The organism is Paroceanicella profunda, assembly GCF_005887635.2.
Classification (GTDB): domain Bacteria; phylum Pseudomonadota; class Alphaproteobacteria; order Rhodobacterales; family Rhodobacteraceae; genus Paroceanicella; species Paroceanicella profunda.
Genome location: NZ_CP040818.1, coordinates 193,892 through 213,615, shown reverse-complemented (window position 1 = coordinate 213,615; position 19,724 = coordinate 193,892). Strand labels below are relative to the sequence as shown.

21 protein-coding genes and 1 tRNA gene are annotated in these 19,724 nt (G+C 68.1%); 6 read left to right on the top strand and 16 right to left on the bottom strand.

Going from position 1 to position 19,724, the window contains the following annotated elements; genetic code table 11:
• Position 1: 1 nt before the first annotated feature.
• The 3 genes from pcaH to pcaD are packed head-to-tail and all read right to left on the bottom strand — an operon-like array spanning position 2 to position 1,943.
• Positions 2 to 727, bottom strand: coding sequence for a protocatechuate 3,4-dioxygenase subunit beta (gene pcaH, locus FDP22_RS00920; protein ID WP_138577170.1), 726 nt, complete (start codon positions 725 to 727; stop codon positions 2 to 4).
• Positions 728 to 775: 48 nt separating this feature from the next.
• Entirely contained in the window at positions 776 to 1,132 is a 357-nt protein-coding gene (gene pcaC / locus FDP22_RS00915; protein WP_138577354.1) for a 4-carboxymuconolactone decarboxylase, read from the bottom strand.
• 7 nt (positions 1,133 to 1,139) lie between these two features.
• Positions 1,140 to 1,943: a 3-oxoadipate enol-lactonase gene (gene pcaD, locus FDP22_RS00910; RefSeq protein ID WP_138577172.1), complete on the bottom strand. Its 804-nt coding sequence runs from the start codon at positions 1,941 to 1,943 to the stop codon at positions 1,140 to 1,142.
• Positions 1,944 to 2,035: 92 nt separating this feature from the next.
• On the opposite strand from pcaD, the gene pcaQ reads away from it, so the two are divergent.
• The 3 genes from pcaQ to FDP22_RS00895 all read left to right on the top strand — a co-directional run bounded on the left by pcaQ (position 2,036) and on the right by FDP22_RS00895 (position 3,976).
• Positions 2,036 to 2,965 carry a pca operon transcription factor PcaQ gene (pcaQ, locus tag FDP22_RS00905; RefSeq protein ID WP_138577174.1) on the top strand — a complete coding sequence of 310 codons (930 nt, stop codon included), beginning with the start codon at positions 2,036 to 2,038 and terminating at the stop codon, positions 2,963 to 2,965.
• A 49-nt stretch (positions 2,966 to 3,014) separates the two neighbouring features.
• Positions 3,015 to 3,872 carry an IclR family transcriptional regulator gene (locus tag FDP22_RS00900; RefSeq protein ID WP_138577176.1) on the top strand — a complete coding sequence of 286 codons (858 nt, stop codon included), beginning with the start codon at positions 3,015 to 3,017 and terminating at the stop codon, positions 3,870 to 3,872.
• Positions 3,873 to 3,901: 29 nt separating this feature from the next.
• Positions 3,902 to 3,976 (top strand) — tRNA-Asn (locus FDP22_RS00895).
• 34 nt (positions 3,977 to 4,010) lie between these two features.
• Here FDP22_RS00895 and FDP22_RS00890 read toward each other — a convergent pair.
• From FDP22_RS00890 to FDP22_RS00875, 4 genes are all read right to left on the bottom strand, one after another.
• Positions 4,011 to 5,120, bottom strand: coding sequence for a tyrosine-type recombinase/integrase (locus FDP22_RS00890; protein ID WP_170317540.1), 1,110 nt, complete (start codon positions 5,118 to 5,120; stop codon positions 4,011 to 4,013).
• Positions 5,117 to 5,353, bottom strand: a complete 237-nt coding sequence (locus tag FDP22_RS00885) for a hypothetical protein (RefSeq protein WP_138577180.1) — start codon at positions 5,351 to 5,353, stop codon at positions 5,117 to 5,119. Before FDP22_RS00885 ends, FDP22_RS00890 begins: the two co-directional genes overlap by 4 nt.
• Before the next feature lie 55 nt (positions 5,354 to 5,408).
• On the bottom strand, positions 5,409 to 5,987 hold the full coding sequence (locus FDP22_RS00880; RefSeq protein WP_138577182.1) for a hypothetical protein: 579 nt from the start codon (positions 5,985 to 5,987) through the stop codon (positions 5,409 to 5,411).
• 86 nt (positions 5,988 to 6,073) lie between these two features.
• Positions 6,074 to 6,514, bottom strand: coding sequence for a hypothetical protein (locus FDP22_RS00875; RefSeq protein ID WP_138577184.1), 441 nt, complete (start codon positions 6,512 to 6,514; stop codon positions 6,074 to 6,076).
• Positions 6,515 to 6,826: 312 nt separating this feature from the next.
• Here FDP22_RS00875 and FDP22_RS00865 point away from each other — a divergent pair, with 312 nt between their 5' ends.
• Positions 6,827 to 7,078 carry a hypothetical protein gene (locus FDP22_RS00865; protein WP_138577188.1) on the top strand — a complete coding sequence of 84 codons (252 nt, stop codon included), beginning with the start codon at positions 6,827 to 6,829 and terminating at the stop codon, positions 7,076 to 7,078.
• Positions 7,079 to 7,198: 120 nt separating this feature from the next.
• On the opposite strand, the gene FDP22_RS00860 is transcribed toward FDP22_RS00865, so the two are convergent.
• From FDP22_RS00860 to FDP22_RS24365, 8 genes are all read right to left on the bottom strand, one after another.
• Complete coding sequence (locus FDP22_RS00860; protein ID WP_138577190.1) at positions 7,199 to 8,281, bottom strand: phage portal protein; 1,083 nt, start codon at positions 8,279 to 8,281, stop codon at positions 7,199 to 7,201.
• Positions 8,281 to 8,865 (bottom strand): HK97 family phage prohead protease, encoded by a 585-nt coding sequence (locus FDP22_RS00855; protein ID WP_138577192.1) that lies wholly within the window; start codon positions 8,863 to 8,865, stop codon positions 8,281 to 8,283. Before FDP22_RS00855 ends, FDP22_RS00860 begins: the two co-directional genes overlap by 1 nt.
• Complete coding sequence (locus FDP22_RS00850) at positions 8,865 to 10,136, bottom strand: phage major capsid protein (protein WP_138577194.1); 1,272 nt, start codon at positions 10,134 to 10,136, stop codon at positions 8,865 to 8,867. Before FDP22_RS00850 ends, FDP22_RS00855 begins: the two co-directional genes overlap by 1 nt.
• The gene (locus tag FDP22_RS00845; protein ID WP_239031832.1) at positions 10,129 to 10,479 is read right to left on the bottom strand and encodes an HNH endonuclease; all 351 of its coding nucleotides are present in this window, start codon (positions 10,477 to 10,479) and stop codon (positions 10,129 to 10,131) included. Before FDP22_RS00845 ends, FDP22_RS00850 begins: the two co-directional genes overlap by 8 nt.
• Positions 10,476 to 10,835: a head-tail adaptor protein gene (locus FDP22_RS00840; RefSeq protein WP_138577196.1), complete on the bottom strand. Its 360-nt coding sequence runs from the start codon at positions 10,833 to 10,835 to the stop codon at positions 10,476 to 10,478. Before FDP22_RS00840 ends, FDP22_RS00845 begins: the two co-directional genes overlap by 4 nt.
• Entirely contained in the window at positions 10,826 to 12,292 is a 1,467-nt protein-coding gene (locus FDP22_RS00835; protein ID WP_138577198.1) for a terminase TerL endonuclease subunit, read from the bottom strand. Before FDP22_RS00835 ends, FDP22_RS00840 begins: the two co-directional genes overlap by 10 nt.
• 181 nt (positions 12,293 to 12,473) lie before the next feature.
• Positions 12,474 to 13,007, bottom strand: coding sequence for a head-tail connector protein (locus FDP22_RS00830; RefSeq protein WP_170317538.1), 534 nt, complete (start codon positions 13,005 to 13,007; stop codon positions 12,474 to 12,476).
• Positions 13,004 to 13,759: a helix-turn-helix domain-containing protein gene (locus FDP22_RS24365; RefSeq protein WP_170317537.1), complete on the bottom strand. Its 756-nt coding sequence runs from the start codon at positions 13,757 to 13,759 to the stop codon at positions 13,004 to 13,006. Before FDP22_RS24365 ends, FDP22_RS00830 begins: the two co-directional genes overlap by 4 nt.
• Before the next feature lie 458 nt (positions 13,760 to 14,217).
• Here FDP22_RS24365 and FDP22_RS00825 point away from each other — a divergent pair, with 458 nt between their 5' ends.
• Both FDP22_RS00825 and FDP22_RS00820 read left to right on the top strand, forming a co-directional pair.
• Positions 14,218 to 16,449 (top strand): sensor histidine kinase, encoded by a 2,232-nt coding sequence (locus FDP22_RS00825; protein WP_170317536.1) that lies wholly within the window; start codon positions 14,218 to 14,220, stop codon positions 16,447 to 16,449.
• A gap of 1 nt (position 16,450) precedes the next feature.
• On the top strand, positions 16,451 to 16,882 hold the full coding sequence (locus FDP22_RS00820) for a response regulator (RefSeq protein ID WP_205910824.1): 432 nt from the start codon (positions 16,451 to 16,453) through the stop codon (positions 16,880 to 16,882).
• A 275-nt stretch (positions 16,883 to 17,157) separates the two neighbouring features.
• Here the strand turns inward: FDP22_RS00820 and FDP22_RS00815 are convergent, their stop codons facing one another.
• Positions 17,158 to 19,581, bottom strand: coding sequence for a sensor domain-containing protein (locus tag FDP22_RS00815; RefSeq protein ID WP_205910823.1), 2,424 nt, complete (start codon positions 19,579 to 19,581; stop codon positions 17,158 to 17,160).
• Positions 19,582 to 19,724 lie beyond the last annotated feature (143 nt).

Below are 19,724 nucleotides of genomic sequence, written 5' to 3'. Positions count from 1 at the left end.
GTCAGTTCCCCTCCTTGCGGTTCTCGAACATCGTCGAGCGGCGGCCGCGCAGCACGATGTCGAACTTGTAGGCGCGCGCGTCCATGGGAATGGTGTTGTTCATGTCGAGCGGCGCGATCAGGCTCTCGATCGCCTCCCGGGAGGGGATGGTCTTCACGATCGGGCACTGCCAGATCATCGGGTCGCCCTCGAAGTACATCTGGGTGATGAGCCGCTGCGCGAAGGCATGGCCGAAGACCGAGAAGTGGATATGCGCCGGGCGCCAGTCGTTCACGCCGTTGGGCCAGGGGTAGGCGCCGGGCTGGATGGTGCGGAAGCGGTAGCCGCCGTGCTCATCGGTGATCGCGCGCCCGCAGCCGCCGAAATTCGGGTCGAGCGGCGCGAGATAGGTTTCCTTCTTGTGGCGATAGCGCCCGCCGGCATTGGCCTGCCAGAACTCCACCAGCGCGCCGGGCACGCCGCGGCCGTTCTCGTCCAGCACCCGGCCGTAGACGATGATGCGCTGGCCGATGGCGCTCTCGCCGGGCTTCGCGTAATTGTGCACCAGGTCGTTGTCCAGCTCGCCCAGCATGTTGTGGCCGAACACCGGGCCGGTCATCTCCGAGATGGTGGTGTTGAGCGAGATCAGCGCCGCCTGCGGGCTGCGCTTCACGCTGGTCTTGTACCCCGGTGCATAGGCGGGCGGATGCCAGCCCCGGTCACGCTGGAAATAGCTCCCGTCGGACATGTTGCGTCTCCTCTGTCTTGCCTGGCCAGCCGTGCGGAACCGGGCGCGTTACGCCGCGCCGTCCATCTCCGCATAGGTCTGCTTGATGATCTTGATGGCGTGGTTCGCCTTCGGCACGCCGCAGTAGACCGCGACATGCAGCATCGCCTCGATGAGGTCGTCGCGCGTGGCACCGGTGTTCGCGGTGGCGCGGACATGCATGGCCACCTCGTCGAAATTTCCCATCCCCGCCAGCAGGGCCAGCGTGACGATGGAGCGCTCGCGCTTCGTGAAATGCGGCCGCGACCAGACCGAGCCCCAGGCCCCCTCGGTGATGAAGGTCTGGAACGGCTCGTCGAACGGGGTCTTCGCGGCCTCCGCGCGGTCGACATGCGCATCCCCCAGCACGGAGCGGCGGGTGGCCATGCCGGCGTCATATCTCTCGGACAAGGGCGGTCTCCTTCATGAACTCGGTGAGTGCGGCGGCCACATCGGCAGGCTGCTCCACGCAGGGCAGGTGGCCCGCGCCGCGCACCAGGTGGAAGCGCGCGCCGGGGATCAGCCCGGCGGTCTCGCGCACCAGGTCCGGCGGGGTGGAGCCGTCCTCGTCCCCGGCGATGGCGAGGGTGGGCAGGGTGAGCCGGCCGGTGCTCTCCACCAGATCGGTGTCCTTGATGGCGTAGCAGCAGCCCACGTAGCCGTCCTCGGGCGTGCGGCACAGCATGTGGCGCCAGCCGGCAAGCTCCTCGGGGCGGGATTCGCGGAAGGCGCGGGAGAACCAGCGCGACAGGATGGCCTCCTCCAGCGCGGCGATGCCGCCCTTGTGGATCTCCTCGATGCGGGTGTCCCAGCTGTCGGGCGTGCCGATCTTCGCGGCGGTGTTGGAGAGCACCATGGCCTCCACCAGGTCCGGCCGCTCCGCCGCCAGCCCCTGCGCGATCTGCCCGCCGATCGACAGGCCCACCACCAGCACCCGCCCCACCCCGAGGTGGTCGAGCAGCCCGGCCGCCTCGGCCACCAGATCGCCCATGAAATACGGGGCGGCGGGGCACTCGGAAAGGCCGTGGCCGCGCTTGTCGTAGCGGATCACCCGCGTGCCCTCCGGCAGCAGCGGCAGAACCCGGTCCCAGACACGGAAATCGGTCCCCAGCGAATTGATGAACAGCACCGCGCGCCCGCTCTCCGGGCCCGTCACGGCGTGGTGGATCTTCACGCCGTTGATGGTTGCGATTTGCATAGCTGGTCCCCCCTTTTGTGTGACGTATTTTCCATGCCGGTATGGTTATGTAAAATGAAGAATTGAGCGATCACCATAACCAGAGGGTTATCATGAGCCTCGACGCCAGGTTGCGTTTGCGACATCTCCGCTGTTTCGAGGAGATTGCGCGCCTCGGATCAGTGGGTCAAGCGGCCGAGATCCTGCACATTTCCCAGCCTGCCGCCTCCAAGACCCTGCGCGAACTCGAGGACATGCTCGACGTCTCGCTGTTCGACCGCAGCGGCCGGCGGCTGCGGCTCACCCGCGCGGGCCTGCGGTTTCGCGAACATGCCGGGGCGGCGCTGTCCTCGCTGCGCCAGGGGGTTGCGGTGGTGTCCGGCAAGCCGCGCAAGCCGATGCTGCGGCTGGGCGTGCTGCCCACGGTGGCGACGGGCGTGATGCCCACGGCAGCGCTGCGCTTCGCGCAGTCCCACCCCCAGGTGCAGCTGCGCGTCTCCACCGCGCCGAACTGGTTCCTGCTCGAACAGCTCCGCGGCCATGCGCTGGACATGGTCGTGGGCCGGCTCGCGGTGCCCGAGCAGATGGCCGGGCTGGTGTTCGAACACCTCTATTCCGAGCAGATCGCCGTCGTGGTGCGGCCGGGCCACCCGCTGGTGGCCTCCGGGGACATCGGCGCGCTGGGGCAGTATCCGCTGATCCTGCCGCCGCCGGGCGCAGTGATCCGGACCACGGCCGAGCAGTTCCTGCTGGCGCGCGGGCTGGGCGGGCTGCAGGCGCGCTACGAATCCGTCTCGCTCGCCTTCGGCCGGGCCATCGTGCGGGACTCGGACGCGGTCTGGCTCATCTCGCGCGGCGTGGTGGAGGAGGAGATCGGCCTGGGCCGGCTTGTGGCCATCGGCCCGGGCGGCGAGGACTGGACCGGCCCCGTCGGCCTGTCGCTGCGCGGCAACGAGCCGCCGGGCGAGGAACTGCACGCCCTGATCGAGGAGATCCGCACCGTCTGCGAGGGCCGGCGCCTGTCCGGCATCGATCCGGACTAGGCCGAAATGCCGTCTGTTCCCGGCCGTCGCGCCGCGCTATCGTGAGCCCATGACACAAAAGCCACTGGCCGGCCGCCAGACGCCGGACCCTGCAGACAGCCGCTCCGGCCAGGTGCGGTCGATCGCGCGCGCCATCGCCATCCTGCGGGCCCTCGCCGCCAGCTCGGACGGGCTCACGCTCACCGAAACGGCCGAGCGCGCGCAGCTCGCCGCCTCCACCACGCACCGCATCCTCACCACGCTGGAAGGCGAGCGCTTCGTGCGGTTCGAGGCGATGACCGGCCTGTGGCAGATCGGCGTCTCCGCCTTCACCGTGGGCGCCACCTTCACCCGCAACCGCGACATCATCGCCCTGGCGCGGCCCTATCTGCGCCGGCTGATGGAGGTGACCGGGGAGACCGCGAACATCTACGTGGAGAGCGGTGGCGAGGTGATCTGCATGGCCCAGGTGGAAAGCCGCCACACCATGCGGGCCATCACCCAGGTGGGCGGACGGGTGAAGATGCACTGGTCGGGGGCGGGCAAGGCACTGCTCGCCACCATGCCGGACGAGCGCGTGCGCGCCATCCTCGCCGAGCAGGGCATGCCTGCGGCCACCGCCGCCACCCTCACCACCCCGGCGGCGATGCTGGCCGAGCTGGGCCGCATCCGCGCCTGCGGCGTGGCCCATGACGCGGAGGAATTCACCGAGGGCCTGCGCTGCCTCAGCGTGCCGCTGCGCGACGAGCACGGCCAGGGCGTGGCCGCGGTGTCGATCTCCGGCCCGGTGTCGCGCCTCACCCCGGCGCGGCTGCCCGGGCTGCAGGAGGTTCTGGGCACGATCGCCGGCGAGATCATGCGCGATTTCGGCGGCAGCGACCGGCAGGGCGAAATTCGCGCTGGACGGGGGCAGGGGGCTTTGTTATAGACCGCCTCGCCCGAGGATGAAGGCTCTGTTCCGGCGTAGCTCAGTGGTAGAGCATCGGACTGTTAATCCGCTGGTCGTAGGTTCGAATCCTACCGCCGGAGCCAACATCCTCGGGAAAAATCATCCACTTAGTGATAGTCACTTGCTCGCCCCTCCCGGGGTTTGACGCTTTTTGCGGGGTGGTTTGACAATTTCAGTTCCCGCAAGGTTCGCTTTTTCCAGTGTCTTGATGGTCTCGGCGTTCCTCCGGTCCAGATTGGCGTCCCTCGAATAGTGCAGGGCCATGCTCACGGTTTTCTGGCCCAGAAGGTCGGCAATCCGCCTCGGATCGCAGCCCGCCTCGCGCAGGGTGGTCGCCACGGTGTGCCGGATGCCCTTGAGGGTGAGGCCCGGGCCGATGAGCCCTTTTGCCTCCATGTCGCGCCGTGCCCGCTGCCAAGAGCTGGCAAGGCCGTCATAGGTCCACGGCAGGCGCCTGGAGCTGGCCAGCACGGTCACGGCGTCATGCTCCGGGGCCTCGGCCAGCGCAGCGGCCAAGGCGGGCGTCACGGGCAGGCTCACGGGCTCTCCGGTCTTGCCCCGGACGCCCCGGATCACCTGCCCCTCGATCTGGGTGCGGGTGACGCGGATGGCGTCGGACGGGTCGAGCCCGGTATTCATCATCATCGCGATCACGGCGCGGAGCTGCGGCGAGACATTGGCCAGCACTGCGGCGCATTCCTCGCGGGTCCACGGCCGATTCGCCCTCGGCGCGGCCTTGGGCCTCCGCCGCTTGAGCACGCCCGTGGTGAAATCCTTGTCGATGAGGCCGAGGGGGACGCACTGCTGGAAAACCTGCGAGAGGAACGTGCGGAGCATGTTTGCTTGCCGCCAGCCGATCCTCTCGGAGGCTTTCTCGATGATGCCGGAAACGAGGGGCACGGTGATCCGGGAAACCGGCGTGTCGCCGATCTTCTCCACGAACTTGGCACAGTGCATGTAGTCCCGCCGGGTGCGGGGCGCGAGGTCGCGGAACCGCTCGCTGCGCTTGTAGGTCTCGATCAACCCGGCCAGCGTGCCTTTCTTCGGCTGCTGGGCCTCCTTGGCGTCCGAGATTGCCCGGATGCGCTCACACTCGGCGAAGAACTCCGCCGAGCCGAAGGTGATCACGGTGAGGTCGATGGCGTGACCTGTCTTGCGGTGATAGCAGCGCGGCTTCCCGTGCCGGTCATCGAAGATCTTGAAGCCGCGTACCCGGACGCGCGTCATCCCAGCCGCCCCAGAATGTCGGCGTCCTGCTCGCCGCTGCCCGCCTTGAGGTTGTCGATCCATACATCAAGGTCGCGCTGGTCGTACCGCAGAACGCCGCGCGCCACCTCGATGGGGCGCACGGGCTGCTCACGTTTGAAGGCCGCGAGCGTCATGCCGAGATAGCCCGCCGCCTCATTGGGGGGCAGCATGCGCGTCGGCTGGGTCCGGATGGTAAGGGTGGCGTTGTTCATTTCGGTATAGCTGCTCCTGACTTCGGTAGTGGGGTGCCGGTCGGGGCGGCGCCGATCAGGCTTCTTGGATAGCGGGGATCAGGATGGCCATGTCCGCCGCGTGGAGGGATCGGCTCACACGGATGCCGCGATGGTCGGAAATCTGCTCATACGCCCGGTCCAGCTCTTCCCGGGTGGGTGCGGCCAGGGTGAAAACGATGCGGGGCGCTGCGCCGTTGTCGTCAGCGAAGAACTCAATCTCCGCCGTCATGTTGTGAGGGCGCAGCTCAAGCGACTTCACGGAGGCGAGGCGGGAGATGGCGCCCGAGAAGTAGATTTCCATCACCTCATCAAGGCTCGGCCAGCTATCAGCGTCAGGATTGATGTCCGTCTGGCTGAGGGTGGAAAGCTCGGGGTCGGGGGTGAGCCCGCCAAAGGCCGTGACGGTCTCCACCGCGCGGCCGGGACGGTCGGAGCCAAGCAGGGCGATGGTCATGCGCCCGAGATCGCGGGCGGTCATGTCGGGCGCGTTCACACCGCGCGCGCCAGACGTCAGCATTCCTGCTTCCTTGAGGAAGCGGGCGACCGTCTTCGCGGTCTTTTCCTCGACGCAGTAGGTGTCGGCAACGAGTTTGATGAAGGGTCCGCTTTTCATAATTCCAAATGGATATGACTCACATAGGAACGCGTCAAGCCTAAATGAGTGGGGTACACTAAGTGTATTTGGGGACATTAGGAAGACTACACGGGGTAAGTGGATGAACCCGAGGTGGCCTGCCAAATGGCCAGCATCGCGCGGCAACCCGGCTCGCGCATTTCTTCGCGAAAGCCATCGGTGTCCGGCAGTGAAGTGGGGCCAACTCGATTCCAAAGGATGTGAGAGAACGCAGCGAGTTCTGCTTGCGTTTGGGGCGGCAGCGAGAGGAGTGCCGCGATCTCGGAGTATTCGGTCTCTTTGGCCGCGAGGCTGCGGGGATCATCGTACTCCTCGTTGCCGGGAATTTCGCTCAGTCTCCACCATTCGGCGCGTGCAGCGAGCCAATTCTGATAGTGGGAAAGGATCCGGCTGTGGCCGTCAACGGCTGCACCCAACGGTAGAGCGAGGGCCGGGGCTGCGAGGAGGGTGCGGCGGGTGATTTCGGGCAAGCCTCTCCCGGCTGCCGGGAACGGGGTGTTCGGCATTGTCAGGTGCTCCTGCGTAGGATATCAATAGATAATGTTGATAGAGGGGTGATGCATGTGCGTCAACATAAAATATTGATATGACACCAGCGCAGTGTAGAGCGGCACGTGCCCTTATTGGAATGACCCAACCGGATCTCGCGCGAGTATCGGGGTTGGGGCTGTCAACAATCGTGGACTTCGAGAAGGAGAGGCGTTTCGTATCGGAGGCGTCTAGAGACGCGATACGAAAAGCGCTGGAGAAATCGGGTGTCGAATTGATACCTGAAAATGGTGGCGGAATAGGTGTTAGAATCCTGAGGAGAAAATAAAATGACGCGCATTGCAGTGTATATCTTCGGTGAATATAGGGATAATGGTCCGGTAGCAGAATTTGACTCCGATATATATCCTAGTGTGGGAGATTTTATTTACTTGGAAAATGTCGATGGGGACTCCACGAGATTTGAAATTATTGAAAGAGAATATCTTACTTTGACTGGCGAGGGCACCACGGTGGGGAATGCCGACTTTAATGTTTTCGTGAAAGAGCAGCGCGCTCGCGGAAGCATGAATTTCGACTGAAGCAACGTGGCTGACCGCCACGCATCGCGTGCCATGCTGCGGTCTCTCGGGGTTTTCCCACTCGCCGAGTAACGGGGGCGCTTCGCGTAAGGAGAGCAACGCAGGCGCGCCCTGCCTGTCTCACACCGCCTTGTCGCCCTCGCCCCAATTCACGAGCGTCTGAGCCTCGTTGAGGGAAGCCGGGTCAATCCCGGCTTCCTTCGCTTCTGCCAGCGCCTTGATGATGGTGGAGAGTGCCCTGGCCCGGCCGCCCACGTCATAGGCCTGCACCGGCCGCAACGTGTCGATCATGATTTCCGTGCCGAGCTTGCGGGTGGCCTCCTCGGCCAGAAGCATGGCGACGGGCTGCAAGGTCCACCCCGCGAGGTGTCGCTGGGCTTCGCGCACGAGCGGGCCGGTGGTGGCCCGGTTGAGCAGCCCGGGTAGCACGCCGAAAGCCATGGCAACCGCGTCCCGCGCCGCTCCCAGCGTCTCGATGGCCATGCTCTTGCTCAGGTCGGGGGAGAGCTGGTCGGGGGACTTGCCGAGGTTCGGGTGCATGCCTGCCGCCGTCGCCTGCGCAACACCCTCGAACAACAGCGTGCCGCCCCGGTTGCCCCGGATGGAGCGCCGGAGCTGGTCAATGTCTTCGGGCTCGCCGTCCGGGGCGTGCACGATCTGCGAGCCCAGCGGAGCGTCCCGGTACACGTCGCGCAGCGCGGTCTCTACCTGATGCAGCAGCTCGGCGGTGATCTGAGCCCGCCGCAGGGGCGCGGTGCCGGTCCACGGAGCGGCCGTGTCGCTGCCGATCCGCAGGTGCAACACCTCGTCGGCCAGAGCGGTGAAGCTGCGCGCGCCGCCGGCTTCGGAGACGCTCAGCCGATAGGCGCGGGGGATGCCGTGGCGGGTGGAAAGATCCCAATCGACGCAAGGCGCGAGGCCGCGTTCGGTGATCAGCAGCACCGCCTCGCCCCGGAGCGCCGCAGAGCGGGCCAGGAGCGCCATGGTGTGCCGGTCCAGCAGGTCGGTGCCCTGCACATCGGCAAGGGCAAAGCAGCCCTCCCACAGGCTCACACAGGCCTGTGCGGTGGCCGTCAGCTCCGCGACGGCCCCCGCGCCGGAGATGTAGCTTTCCCGGGCGGCGATCACCTGAGCGGTGTAGCCGGTGCCGGCGGCGCGCTTCTCTATGGGCCGGGCAGAGCGCTTGAACAGTCGCGAGAGCATCAGGGCCTCCAACGGTTGAGGGGGTGTGCGGCGGTCGGGCGTGGGGCGAGAGGTGCCGCCTGCCAGCTCCGGGCCTCGATCTGCGCCGAGGGATAGGCCGGCTTGGTGACGGCCGAGATCTCGAACAGCTCGGCCGAGCGGACGGTGCGCAGGATTGCGCCGCCGCGCTCCTCCACCGTCTCCGCGCCGGCTGCGGGCGTGACGCGGAAGCCGGGGGAGAGGCCCCGGATCAGCCCCGCCGCGTGGCTGGTGAGGAAGTCGCGCACGTAGCTCACCCCCGCCATCTCCGAGCCGATACGGGCCTCGATCGTGAGCGCCTCGTCGCCATCGGTGAGGGTGAGGCTGCCCGCCGAGGTGCTGGCGAGCGGCCGGTTGTAGTCGTGCCCGGCGAGGAAGTGGATTTCCTCGCCGCGCGCGATGCGAGCCCCGAAGGCCCGGGAGGCAATCACCTCCTGCCGGGCGGGGCCGGAGCGCCCGCCATCGGCAAGGGTGGTGGCCCGGCCATAGGGGAAGCTGGCCCGAAGGCGGATTTCTCCGCCTTCGCTGCGCAGCTCAAGCCCGCCGCTCAGGGCGCCCCAGAGCATCAGGCCGCCGCCAGCTCAAGCCCGGTGAGCAGCTCAAGCTGCGCCGGGCGGGCAACGGTCACGTCCATCGTGGCGAGTGCCGTGAGGCGCAGGGTGCCGGAGCGGGCGTCGGTGAAGGGATCGCGGATCATGTCGACCGCCCCCCAGGCACCAACGAAGATCGGCGCGACGCCGCCGGCCGAGGTGGTAAGCAGCGAGGCGCAGGCGAGCGGTTCACCCGCCGGGGCCGCAAGCGCGGTGTGCGACATGGCGATGTTGCCGGTGGGGATGTTCTTCACCAGCCGATCCCATTCGCTCACCGCCGTGCCGTCGATCAGCGCACCGTCGAGGAAGTCCCACAGCTCGGGCCGGATCAGGGCGCGGACGGAGGCCGGGGAACCGGCGGTGTTGCGGGTCATGAAGCGGGTGACGGCCGAGCGGAAGGCCGCCCATGAGGCCACCGCATTCACCGCCGTGCTCGCGATGCCGTAGGCGGCCGCTCCGGTGATGACGCCGAGGGGCTGACCGTTGGCACCGCTGCCGAGGAAGGCCGCCCGGTCCATCTCCACAGACATGGCCCCCGCCATGTCCCGCCGCACCGCCGCTTCAAGCGCCGCACCGGACTGGTTGAGCGTGTTGCGGGTGATGCGCATCTGAATGCCGAGGTTGTGGCTCGGCGACATGGCCCGATTGGCGGTGGTGTAGGCGGCCGGCCCGGCCGTGTCCGCGCCCTCGCCATCCGCCCAGCCGGCGGAGACGGCCGAGGTGGTCACCGGCCATTCGACGGAGCCGCTCGGGATGGAGATCATCTGCGCGCCCATGCGCGATGCCACGCTGTCGGGGAACAGCCGGTCGATGATCGGCCGGACGCTCACCGGGTCGGGGGTGCCGGTGGAGACGGTCTCGCCGGCACGCTGTTCCAGCGCCTGCCACGGCACCGGGACGCCCCGGAAGCCGCCGGCGCTGCGCAGCTCGGTCACGATTTCGGCCGTCTTGCCGTCGAGCTGGCGACCCTCGTCCAGGGCGAGCGCCACCTGCCGCATCTCGAAACCGGCCATCAGCTCGGCCCAGTCCTTTTCGGAGCGGGTCTCGAGCTCGGCCCCGGCCTCGCGCCGCTCGGTGTCCTCGGCGATGAGGGCGGCGCGGTAGCGGGTCTCGTTGGTGCGGAACTCGAGGTCCATCGCCTCGATGCTGCGCACCTCATCCTCGGTGGGGGTTTCCTTGCCCACCAGCCCGGCGAGGGACTGGCGGATTTCCGACTGGCGCCGGGCGATCTTCACGGAATCAAGCATTTGGTTCTCCTGACTGCTTGGTTTTGGGGGTGGGGCGTTCCAGCTCCGCAACGAAGCTCCGCCATTCGCGGCGGGCCTCGGGCACGGGCGGGTGCCCGCATTCGAGGCGGGTTTTCCGGGTGTGGCAGCTCGGGCAGAGCGCCTGCAGGTTCGCGGGGGCGTAGGACAGCTCCGGGTGCGTCCGCACCGGCTTGATGTGGTCCACCTCAAGCCGGCCGCGCGCGCCGCACGAGCGGCAGCAGAAGCCGTCGCGCTCAAGGATGATCATCCGCAGCGCCTTCCAGCGCTTCGTCCGGGTGACCGCCTTGGAATGGCGATGATGCTCCTTGCGCACGCCGATCATGCCAGCACCTCCGGCGTGCCGATCTGGCCCGCGATGCAGCTCAGCTCCACGAAGGCGCGACGGCCGGGCATCTCCTTGATGCCGGCGATCTCGAACACCTCGCCGTCGCAAGTCAGGCAATCGCTGCGCCGGATGCTGCGGGCGAAGCTGCCGGAGCGGATCTGGAACCGTACCTGCAACTGGTGGTAGCTGCCGGCGTTCGCCCACTTCTCGGCATCCGACACGTCCCGCCGTGCGGCCGGGAGGGGGCTGCCGAAAGGCTTCCAGTCCTCTATGAAGCCGCCGGCAGGCGCTCGTGTGCGCTCAGCCCGATAGAGCTGGATACGCCGATCCAGATTGCCCGCGTTCAGGCCCATACGATCCTCGCTTTCTTCTTGATGCGGCCGGCGATGCGCGAGCCCTCGGCCACCGCCAGAACGGAGGCCGCGGCCGCGTCGATGCGCCCGGTGGAGCGGGCTTTCGCCAGCTTGAGATTGTTCGCCGGGTCGCGAAGGCAGACCGCGTCCTCAAGGGCCGAGCGCAGCAGCAGCGAGGGCCGTGCCTTCACCCGGCCGTCGAAGATCGCGCGGCGGAAGCGCTCGCAGTCCTCGCCGCCGTCCCGGAAGCCCTGACCGCGCCAGCTCAGGGGCGCGCGGATGCCGGCCCGGTCGAGCGCCTCGCCCAGCTCCGACTGCTTGTAGCGGTCCATGGTGATCGCGGCGACGGATGAGCCCTCAACGTGCTTGAGCACGGAGGTGAGCCAGGGCGCGACGGGCACCGTCTTGTCGCCCAGCACCGTCAGCTCGCCCCGGTCCTGCATCTCGACATAGCGCCGGGCCACGCCGTCCGACTGGCCCCGGTCGAGCAGAGCGGGAAATGCCGGGAAGGTGCCGAGGCATTCGAGCCGGCCGCTCTCGGGCCAGTAGAAGGCCGCTGCCGTCATGCTGGCCGAGCCGCCGAGGTCGATGCCGATCACAACCGGGCCATCGCGCGGCGGCAGCTCCGACACCTCGCAGGACAGCCATTCGTCCATGGTCACGAGCTGGTCGCGCGCCTCGCCGCTCACCCGCTCGTTGCGGTTGTAGAGCCGGAAGTTGCTCAGGGTGGAGCCGCCCCGGGCGATGGCCCGCCGGGCCTGTGCCTCAAGCCAGTCCGTGGAGCTGCCAATGCCATGCTCTGAGCCGGGGTTGGCGAGCAGCAGGGAGGCCCGGTCATCGGCCGGCAGGCCGGGCGGGGGCCGGTGCTCCTGCACGTAGGAGCCGGGCAAGGGCTCGTCGATCCACTTGGAAAACGGGTGCGTGTCGTTGGCGGCAGAGGTGCTGATGATCAGGGCGCGGCCGCCCCGCTTGCCGAGGCCGGAGAGCAGGGCCGCTTCCAGCTCGTCGCCCTTGTCGAGCGCCCAATGGCCGCGCTCGTCCAGCAGGGCGAGGGTGGGGGCCGAGCCGAGGGCCGATTTGCCGTCCGCCGCGATGGCGCGCAGGATGTGCCCGCCGCCGTCGCCGTCAAACTCGATCTCAAGGCGCGGGGCGCGGCGGAAGATCAGCCGCCGCTGGATCTCGGGCGGCAGGAAGGATGCGAGCCCGCAGGCGAAGTCCCATGCGATGCGGGCCTGATCGCGGACACGGGCGGCAAACAGCACCTCCCGCCGGGGCTGGCTGTCCCAGACGCCGAGCAGGGCGCCGAGAGCGATTCCGGCAGAGAGCGCCGTCTTGGCATTGCCCCGGCCGATGCTGAGAATGGCGGTGGAGACACCCTCGGCCAGCGCACCCTCCACGAACTGCCGTTGGAACGGGGCGAGGCGGAGAGGCTTCCCGGCGTTGAGCCCTTCGGGCACTTTCAGTGTTTCCAGAAACGAAACAGCCGCAGCGGCGGGGCTGGAAAAGTCGTGAGCGCGAAAGCACAACTCAACACCGCGGTGCTCCCCCCTCTCAGAAACCGGGGCATTGGGACCAAATCCCAGCAGGTCGGGGGTGAAATCGTCGTGCTTGTCGTAGGCCATCCGGTCCTCCCCGCGCTCAGACCGCGAGCCGCTTGTAGCGGGCCACGATGCGGGACAGGTGCGGGGACAGGCTGATGGTCTTGGCGTCGCTCACGCCCCGGGCATCGAACAGCGCCGCCGCCTGGTCGGCCACCGCGTGGCGCAGATCGGCCGGCACGCTCTCCGCCGTCGTGCCGTAGCCCGCCTCGTACTCGATCAGCACCACGCCCTCGGGCCTCAGCGCGTCCAGCAGCAGCGCCGGGCGACGGCCGGGGACCACGGCGCGGGGGCTCACCGGCTCGCCGCCCACCGTCACTGCCACGGTGCCGTCGCTGGGCAGGGGCGCGATGGGCAGGTGCAGCCAGCCGCCGGGCCAGCCGTCGAGCATGAGCCGGATGGTCTGGGTGAGCAGCGCCAGCCCGGCGAGCTGCTCCACCTCGGAGGCGGCGACGAAGGCAAGGCGCTCGGCCTCGGCGATCTGCTCGGCATCGCCCACCCGGACATGCTCGGCGAGGGTCTCACTGCTCAGGGGCAGGACGGTGGAGAGGGCGATGCGCTCAACGCTCATCATCGGGCAAATCCTTTCCGCTGGTGGTGGGTGGTCTCGGCCTCGGCGCTCGGGAAGCGGTAGCCGTAGGCCAGCTCGAAGAACGCAGCCGTCTCGGCCCGCTTCTCGGCATTGCCGTGCGGGGGAGGGAACCGGGAGGGGAGCTGGTAGACCCCGGGCCTTGCGCTCGGAGCATTCGACGCGATCAGGGCGAGCGAGGCGCATCCCTCGGCCGCAAGCCAGCCGTTCCAGCCGGCAATGCGCTCGGCATCTCGGTCGGTGAGGGAGACGGCTTGGAAGTGCCGTTTCGGCGGGGTCGCGTGCGCCCGCGCATTCTGGGATATAGTGGGATTATTATAGGGGCGGTCACTGGTGTCCGCCTTTCGTGCACGATCTGACCGCCTTTCTGCATCATAAAGGGGGGCACTGGTGTCCGCCTTTTGGGGCTTGGTTGCCCCCCTTTCCCGGGTCGGCAGGACCACCACATTTCCGGGCAGAGCCAGCTCGTAGAGCGCGGCGCGCCCCCGCCCGGTAGCCTGTTCGCTCCGCAGCCAACCGGCGGCCTCAAGCGTCCGCAGGGCTCGGCGCACGGTCCGCTTATCCTTCGCGATGGCCTGCGCCATGTCTTCCAGCCGGCGGCGGCACTGCCCGGTATCACCGTCCACGAGGGTGCAGCAGAGTGCCGATGCCAGCAGCTTCGCGGCATCCGGCAGCGCCTCGTTGCTCATGATGGCTGAGAGCCAGACGAAGCGGCGGGAAGTCCAGTTCTCAGACATGAGCAGCCCCCCGCAGGAGGTTTGCCAAACGCCTCGTAAGTCCTTGATTCTTGGTGATAGGTTTGACAGCGCCCTTGCCTGCAAACACATGGTGCTCCGGGGCTGCCGAGGGCCTGTTAATCCGCTGGTCGTAGGTTCGAATCCTACCGCCGGAGCCAAATCCTCGGGATAATCCAGACAGTTGGACGACCCCGCCCGCCCGCGGCAGCGCGTCGGGCCCGGTGACGCACCGGGTGCGGCGCCTTTGCCGTGGCACCCTGCGGGCCTGGCGCCGGAACCCTCCGCACAGCCTCTCCGGATGCGGCTCTCCATGCCCTTTTCCGCGCCGGCGTCGGGCGGCAGAAGCCTCCCCGCCTTAATCAACCGGCAAGATCGCGACGATAAGTTGCTCTCTCGGGTCAGTGGGCCGGGTGCCGTCTTGGCTCCCGGGGGGACCGGATCGCATAGCGATGGAGAGAATGGGTCGTTCACCGTACATGTTCGGTATGCGCGAGAGGATCATCTTGCTGCTGTTGCTGGTCTCGCTTTGCGGCATGGCGGCAGTGGGATTTGCAACCTTCAATTTCGCCCGGAACCAGATCACGGAGAGCTGGCTGTCGCAGCTGCGGCGCCTGGTCAACGAGCAGGAGCGCGAGATTCGCCTGATCACCGGCCACTGGTCGGACAGGGTTCTGGCGCTCACCACCACGGATTCCCTGCCCGCCGTCGCGTCGGAGCTTTTCAGGCACCGGACGCCCGAGGCGCTTGACCGGCTGCGCGTGCGGCTGAAGGAAGGCTTTGATTCCGTGCGGCTGCTCGAACGCCTCGCCTTCTGCGGCCCCGCGGGTGGCGAGCTCGCCTCGGTCGGGGCGCCGGCGGCGCGCCCCGGGCATTGCCAGACCATTCCGCGCAGGCTGAAGGACGGCCCGCCCGAAATCGTCGATCTCTGGTTCGATCCGGGCGAGGCGCGCCTGCACGTGCTCGTGGCCGGCATACTGCGCCATGAGGACGCCCGCGTCGGCACGCTGCTCGCGGTGTTCGACGCCTCGGAACTGCTCGCCACGGTGGGAAACCATGACGGGCTGAGCCGCACGGGGGAGATCCTCGTGGCCCGGCGCGACCCGGACGGAACGGTGGAACTGCTCACGCCGCGGCGTTTCCCGGCCCGGCTCGGCCCGGTGACCCCGGCGAAGGACGACCCGGCGATCCTCGCGGCGCTCGACGGACGGGAGCTCACGGCGGACAGCACTGCCCTGGCGGACACGCGCGGCAAGCGGGTGCTGGTCGCCACCGGGTACATCCCGACACTGGGCTGGGGCATCGTTGCGCGGATCGACCATGCCGACGCCCTGCGCCCGGCCCGCGCCCAGCTGGAGACCGTGGGTTTCATCTTCGCGCTGGTCTCGGTCGTGGTGCTTGTCGTCGGCATATTCCTCGCCCGGATGATCACCCGCCCCACGCTCCACCTCGTGGACGTGGTGCGCCAGATCATGGAGGGGGACGGTTCGCGCCGCGCCGAGATCATGTCCTCCGACGAGATCGGCTACCTCGCGCACAGCTTCAACACCGCGATGGATTTCCTGGACCGCAAGACCCGCACTCTGGAGGAGAGCGAGGGCCGCATGCGCGCCGTGCTCGACACCACGGTGGACGGCATCGTGACCATCGATACGCAGGGGACGATCGAATCCTTCAACCGCGGCTGCGAGACCATCTTCGGCTATGCGGCGCGGGAAGTCGTGGGGCGCAACGTGCGCTGCCTGATGCCCGAGCCTTACCACAGCGCGCATGACGGCTATCTCGGCGCCTATGCGCGCACGGGCCGGCGGCAGATCATCGGCTCGGGCAGGGAGGTCTCCGGGCGGCGCAAGGACGGCTCCACCTTCCCGCTGGACCTGGCGGTGAGCGAGGTGTTGCTCGACAAGCGCCGCATCTATTGCGGCATCCTGCGGGACATATCGGAGCGCAAGGAGGCCGAGCACCAGTTGGCACTCACCATGGACGACCTGCGCAGATCGAACGCGGAACTGGAGGAATACGCTCACGCCGCCAGCCATGACCTCAAGTCTCCGCTGCGCGCCGTGGAACGCATCACCAGCTGGCTGGAAGAGGATCTTGCTCCGCACCTGGACGAGCAGAACCGCGAACGCATGCGCAAGCTGCGCAGCCGGGTGCGGCGGATGGACCAGTTCCTGGACGATCTGATGGCCTATTCCCGCGCCGGCCGCCCCGCCGCGCAGGAGGAGCCGGTGAATGTCGGCCAGCTTGTCGAAGGGCTCCGCCCGATGGTGGACATGCCCGAGGACATGGCCCTCGTCGTGGACCCCGCCCTGCACGAGATCCAGTTGCCGCGCATGCCTCTGGCGCAGGTGTTCATCAACCTGCTGTCGAACGCGGTGAAGCATCACGGCGCCCCCGGCGGCCTCATTTCCGTGAACGTGCGCGTGCTGCCCGAAGGCTATGAATTCACCGTGCGTGATGACGGCCCGGGCATCCCCAAGCAGTTCCACGATCGCGTGTTCGAAATGTTCCAGACCCTCCAGCCACGTGATCAGCACGAAGCCAGCGGCATGGGCCTTGCCCTCGTGAAGAAGATCGTGACAGCCCGTCGCGGCCAGGTGCGCATCCTGACCGGCGAGGGGGAGGGAACCTGCATCGCCTTTACCTGGCCGAACCCCGGTCCGGCGACTACCCCCGAGACGGAGGTCTGAAATGATGATCGGTGACAACGTGAATATCCTGCTTCTCGAAGATGACGAGATCGATGCGGAGGAGGTGACGCGGGCGCTGCGGCGCCGGCAGATCGATCACCCGCTGCACGTGGCGCGCGACGGCCTGGAAGGGCTGGCATGGCTGCGCGGCGAGGGGGGGGCGAACAAGCTGGCCCCCCCGCATCTCATCCTGCTCGACATCAACATGCCGCGGATGAACGGAATCGAGTTCCTGGAAGCACTGCGCGCCGACGATCACCTGCGCCGCTCCGTGGTGTTCATGCTCACCACGTCCAACAGCGAGGAGGACAAGCGCCTTGCCTACGGGCTGAACGCGGCGGGGTATCTGCTCAAGTCGGGCCGGAGCGACCTGAACGGCGGTTTCGAATCGCTGATCGACAGCTACCTGCGCACCGTGGCCCTGCCGAACTGACCGGCGGGCCCCCGCGACAGGGCCCGCTTCGGCCCACCTGCGCGTAGCGCCCGGCCGAGACCCGCAGCGAGGGGCCGCCGGCCGGACGGACCAGGCCTGCCAGGGCGTCCGATGGTCCGGATGTCCGGGGGGGGCGTGCGCCACGCCTTGTGGCAGAGGCCAGGGTGCGGTCCGGGGAGATGGCCGGGCTTCCGGAGATCGGCCGCAGGAGGCCGCCGGGGTGCCCGCATCCCGCCCCGGGGCCGTGGCGGAGGATCCCGGGCCGGGGCGCGGAATCAGGAGGCCACGGCGAAGATCGGTTTGCGCGGCCGGCCCAGCAGGTAGCCCTGCACCTCGTCGCAGTCCTCGGTGCGCAGGATGGCGAGCTGGGAGCGCGTCTCCACCCCCTCGGCCAGAACGGGGATGCCCAGGCTGCGGCCGAGTGCCAGAATGGCCCGGATGATCGCCATGGCCTGGTCGCTGGTCTCGATTTCCGTGATGAAGGCCCGGTCCAGCTTGATCTTGCTGAACGGGAAGCTGCGCAGAGTGTCGAGCGAGGAATACCCGGTGCCGAAATCGTCCAGCGCCACGGACACGCCGATCCCGGCCAGCGCATGGAGGAATTCCAGCGTCTGCCGGCGGTCCGACATGATCGCGGACTCGGTGATCTCCAGCTCCAGCCGTGAGGGCTGCAGGCCGGTTTCCTCCAGCACCCTCTGGATCAGCGGCACCAGATCGGCATGGGCGATCTGCGCCGGCGAGATGTTCACCGCGACGCGGTGCGGCTCGTCCCAGGCCGCGGCCTCCGCGCAGGCGGAGCGCAGAACCCATTCGCCGATGCGCAGGATGGCGCCGCATTCCTCGGCCAGGGGAATGAAGGTGAGCGGCGAAATCCGCCCGCGCTCGGGGTGATTCCAGCGCAGCAGGGCCTCGAACCCGGTGGTCTCGCCGCTGCGCACCGATTTCTGCACCTGATAGACCAGCTCGAATTCCTTGCGCTCCACCGCGCTCCAGATGTCCTGTACCAGGGCGCGGCGGGCCCGGGCGGCCTCGTCCATCCGGGGCTCGTAGTAGCAGATCGCGCCGGCGAGATCGGCCTTCGCGCGCTGCATGGCCAGGTCGGCGTTCTTGAGCAGTTGCTCGCGGTCGCCCGCATCGACGGGATAGACCGCCAGCCCGATGCTCGCGCCGGTGTTGATGTCCTGCCCGTCCACCCGCAGCGGCGCGCGCAGGGCGGCCTCCAGCCGGTTGGCGAAGTCGATCAGCTCCGCCTCGTCGCGGAAGGCCTTGGCGGCGGCGAATTCGTCGCCACCCACCCGGCCCAGCGATTCGCCCTCGCGCAGCGTGGCGCGCAGGCGGGCCGCCAGCATCCGCAGCACCTGGTCGCCGGCGAAATGCCCGTGCAGGTCATTGATGTCGGTGAACCGGTCGAGGTCGATCGCGGCCAGCGCCACCCGGTCCCGCTCCGGCGCGCAGGCGGCGATGGTGGCGTCGAGGCCCTCGAGGAAATGCGTGCGGTTGCTGAGCCGCGTGAGCATGTCGTGGTGGGTCATGAACAGCAGCCGCTCCTCGGAGCGCCGCCGCTCGGTGATGTCCTCGAACGTGGTCACCCAGGTGCCGTCTGCCATCACCCGGTGGGAGATCGACAGGACCAGCCCGTCATGCACCTCCTCGACCACACTGGTCGCGACGGCGTTGGCGATCAGCGCGCGATGGCGTTGGTAGGCGGAGTCCACCGCCGCCTCGCTGTTCTGCGCCAGCGTGAGGGCGATCACCTCGCGCAGCGTGGTGCCGAGGGGCAGCTGGCTTTCCGTCAGCCCGAAGATCTCCAGCAGGCGCACGTTGTGGAGGGAGAGGCAGCCGTCGCGGTCGAACAGGCACAGGCCCTGCGTCATGTTCGAGAGCGCAAGGTCGAGCCGGCGGCTCACGGCGGCGATGCGGTCGGAATCCGCCTTCTGGCGCGAGATGTCGCGGGTGATCTGGGCAAAGCCCATCAGCCGGCCGGCCTCGAACAGCGGGTCGATCACCAGGTGGGCCCAGAAGCGCGTGCCATCGCTGCGCACCTGCCAGCACTCGCATTCGTACTTGCCCTTGCGCAGCGCGATGTCCAGCGCCCGGGCGGGCTCCCCTTCCTGAATGCTCTCCCCGGTGTGGAACACGGAGAAATGCCGGCCGACGATCTCCTCCTCGGTGTGCCCGTGCGTGCGCTGGGCGCCGATGTTCCAGTTGCTCACGATGCCGTCGGTGTCGAGCATGCACAGCGCGTAGTCGGTCACCCCCTGCACCAGCAGGCGGAAGCGCTGCTCGATGCGCCGGCTGTTGATTTCGGCCTCGTACTGAACCGTGCGGTCCCGGGTGACCTTGGCGAACCCGAGGTGGCGGCCGTTCTCGAACACCGGGTCGATGAGCACATTGGCCCAGAACCGGGTGCCGTCCTTGCGCACGCGCCAGCCCTCGGTCTCGAACTTGCCGTCGCGCAGCGCCGTCTGCAGCGCCATGCGCGGCGCGAAGTTCGCCCGGTCCTCCGGGGTGTAGAAGCAGGAGAAGTGCCGGCCCACGATCTCGGCCTCGGTATAGCCCTTGGCCCGCTCGGCCCCCGAATTCCAGTTCGCGATATAGCCCTCGGGGTCCAGCATGTAGATCGCGTAATCGGCCACGGCGTTCACCAGCAGCCGATAGAGCGCATCGGATGTCCGGTCGGTGGGGAGGCTCGAACTCATGTCAGCACACTCCGAAGCGAAAGACCCGGTAAACCACAGACGCGTCAAACCCCGCTGCAAGGCAGTCACCGGGCGCGGCATCGCTCTCCTGTCGATACCCCGCCCGCCACGAGAACGGATGCATCCGAACGCAATCCCGCCTG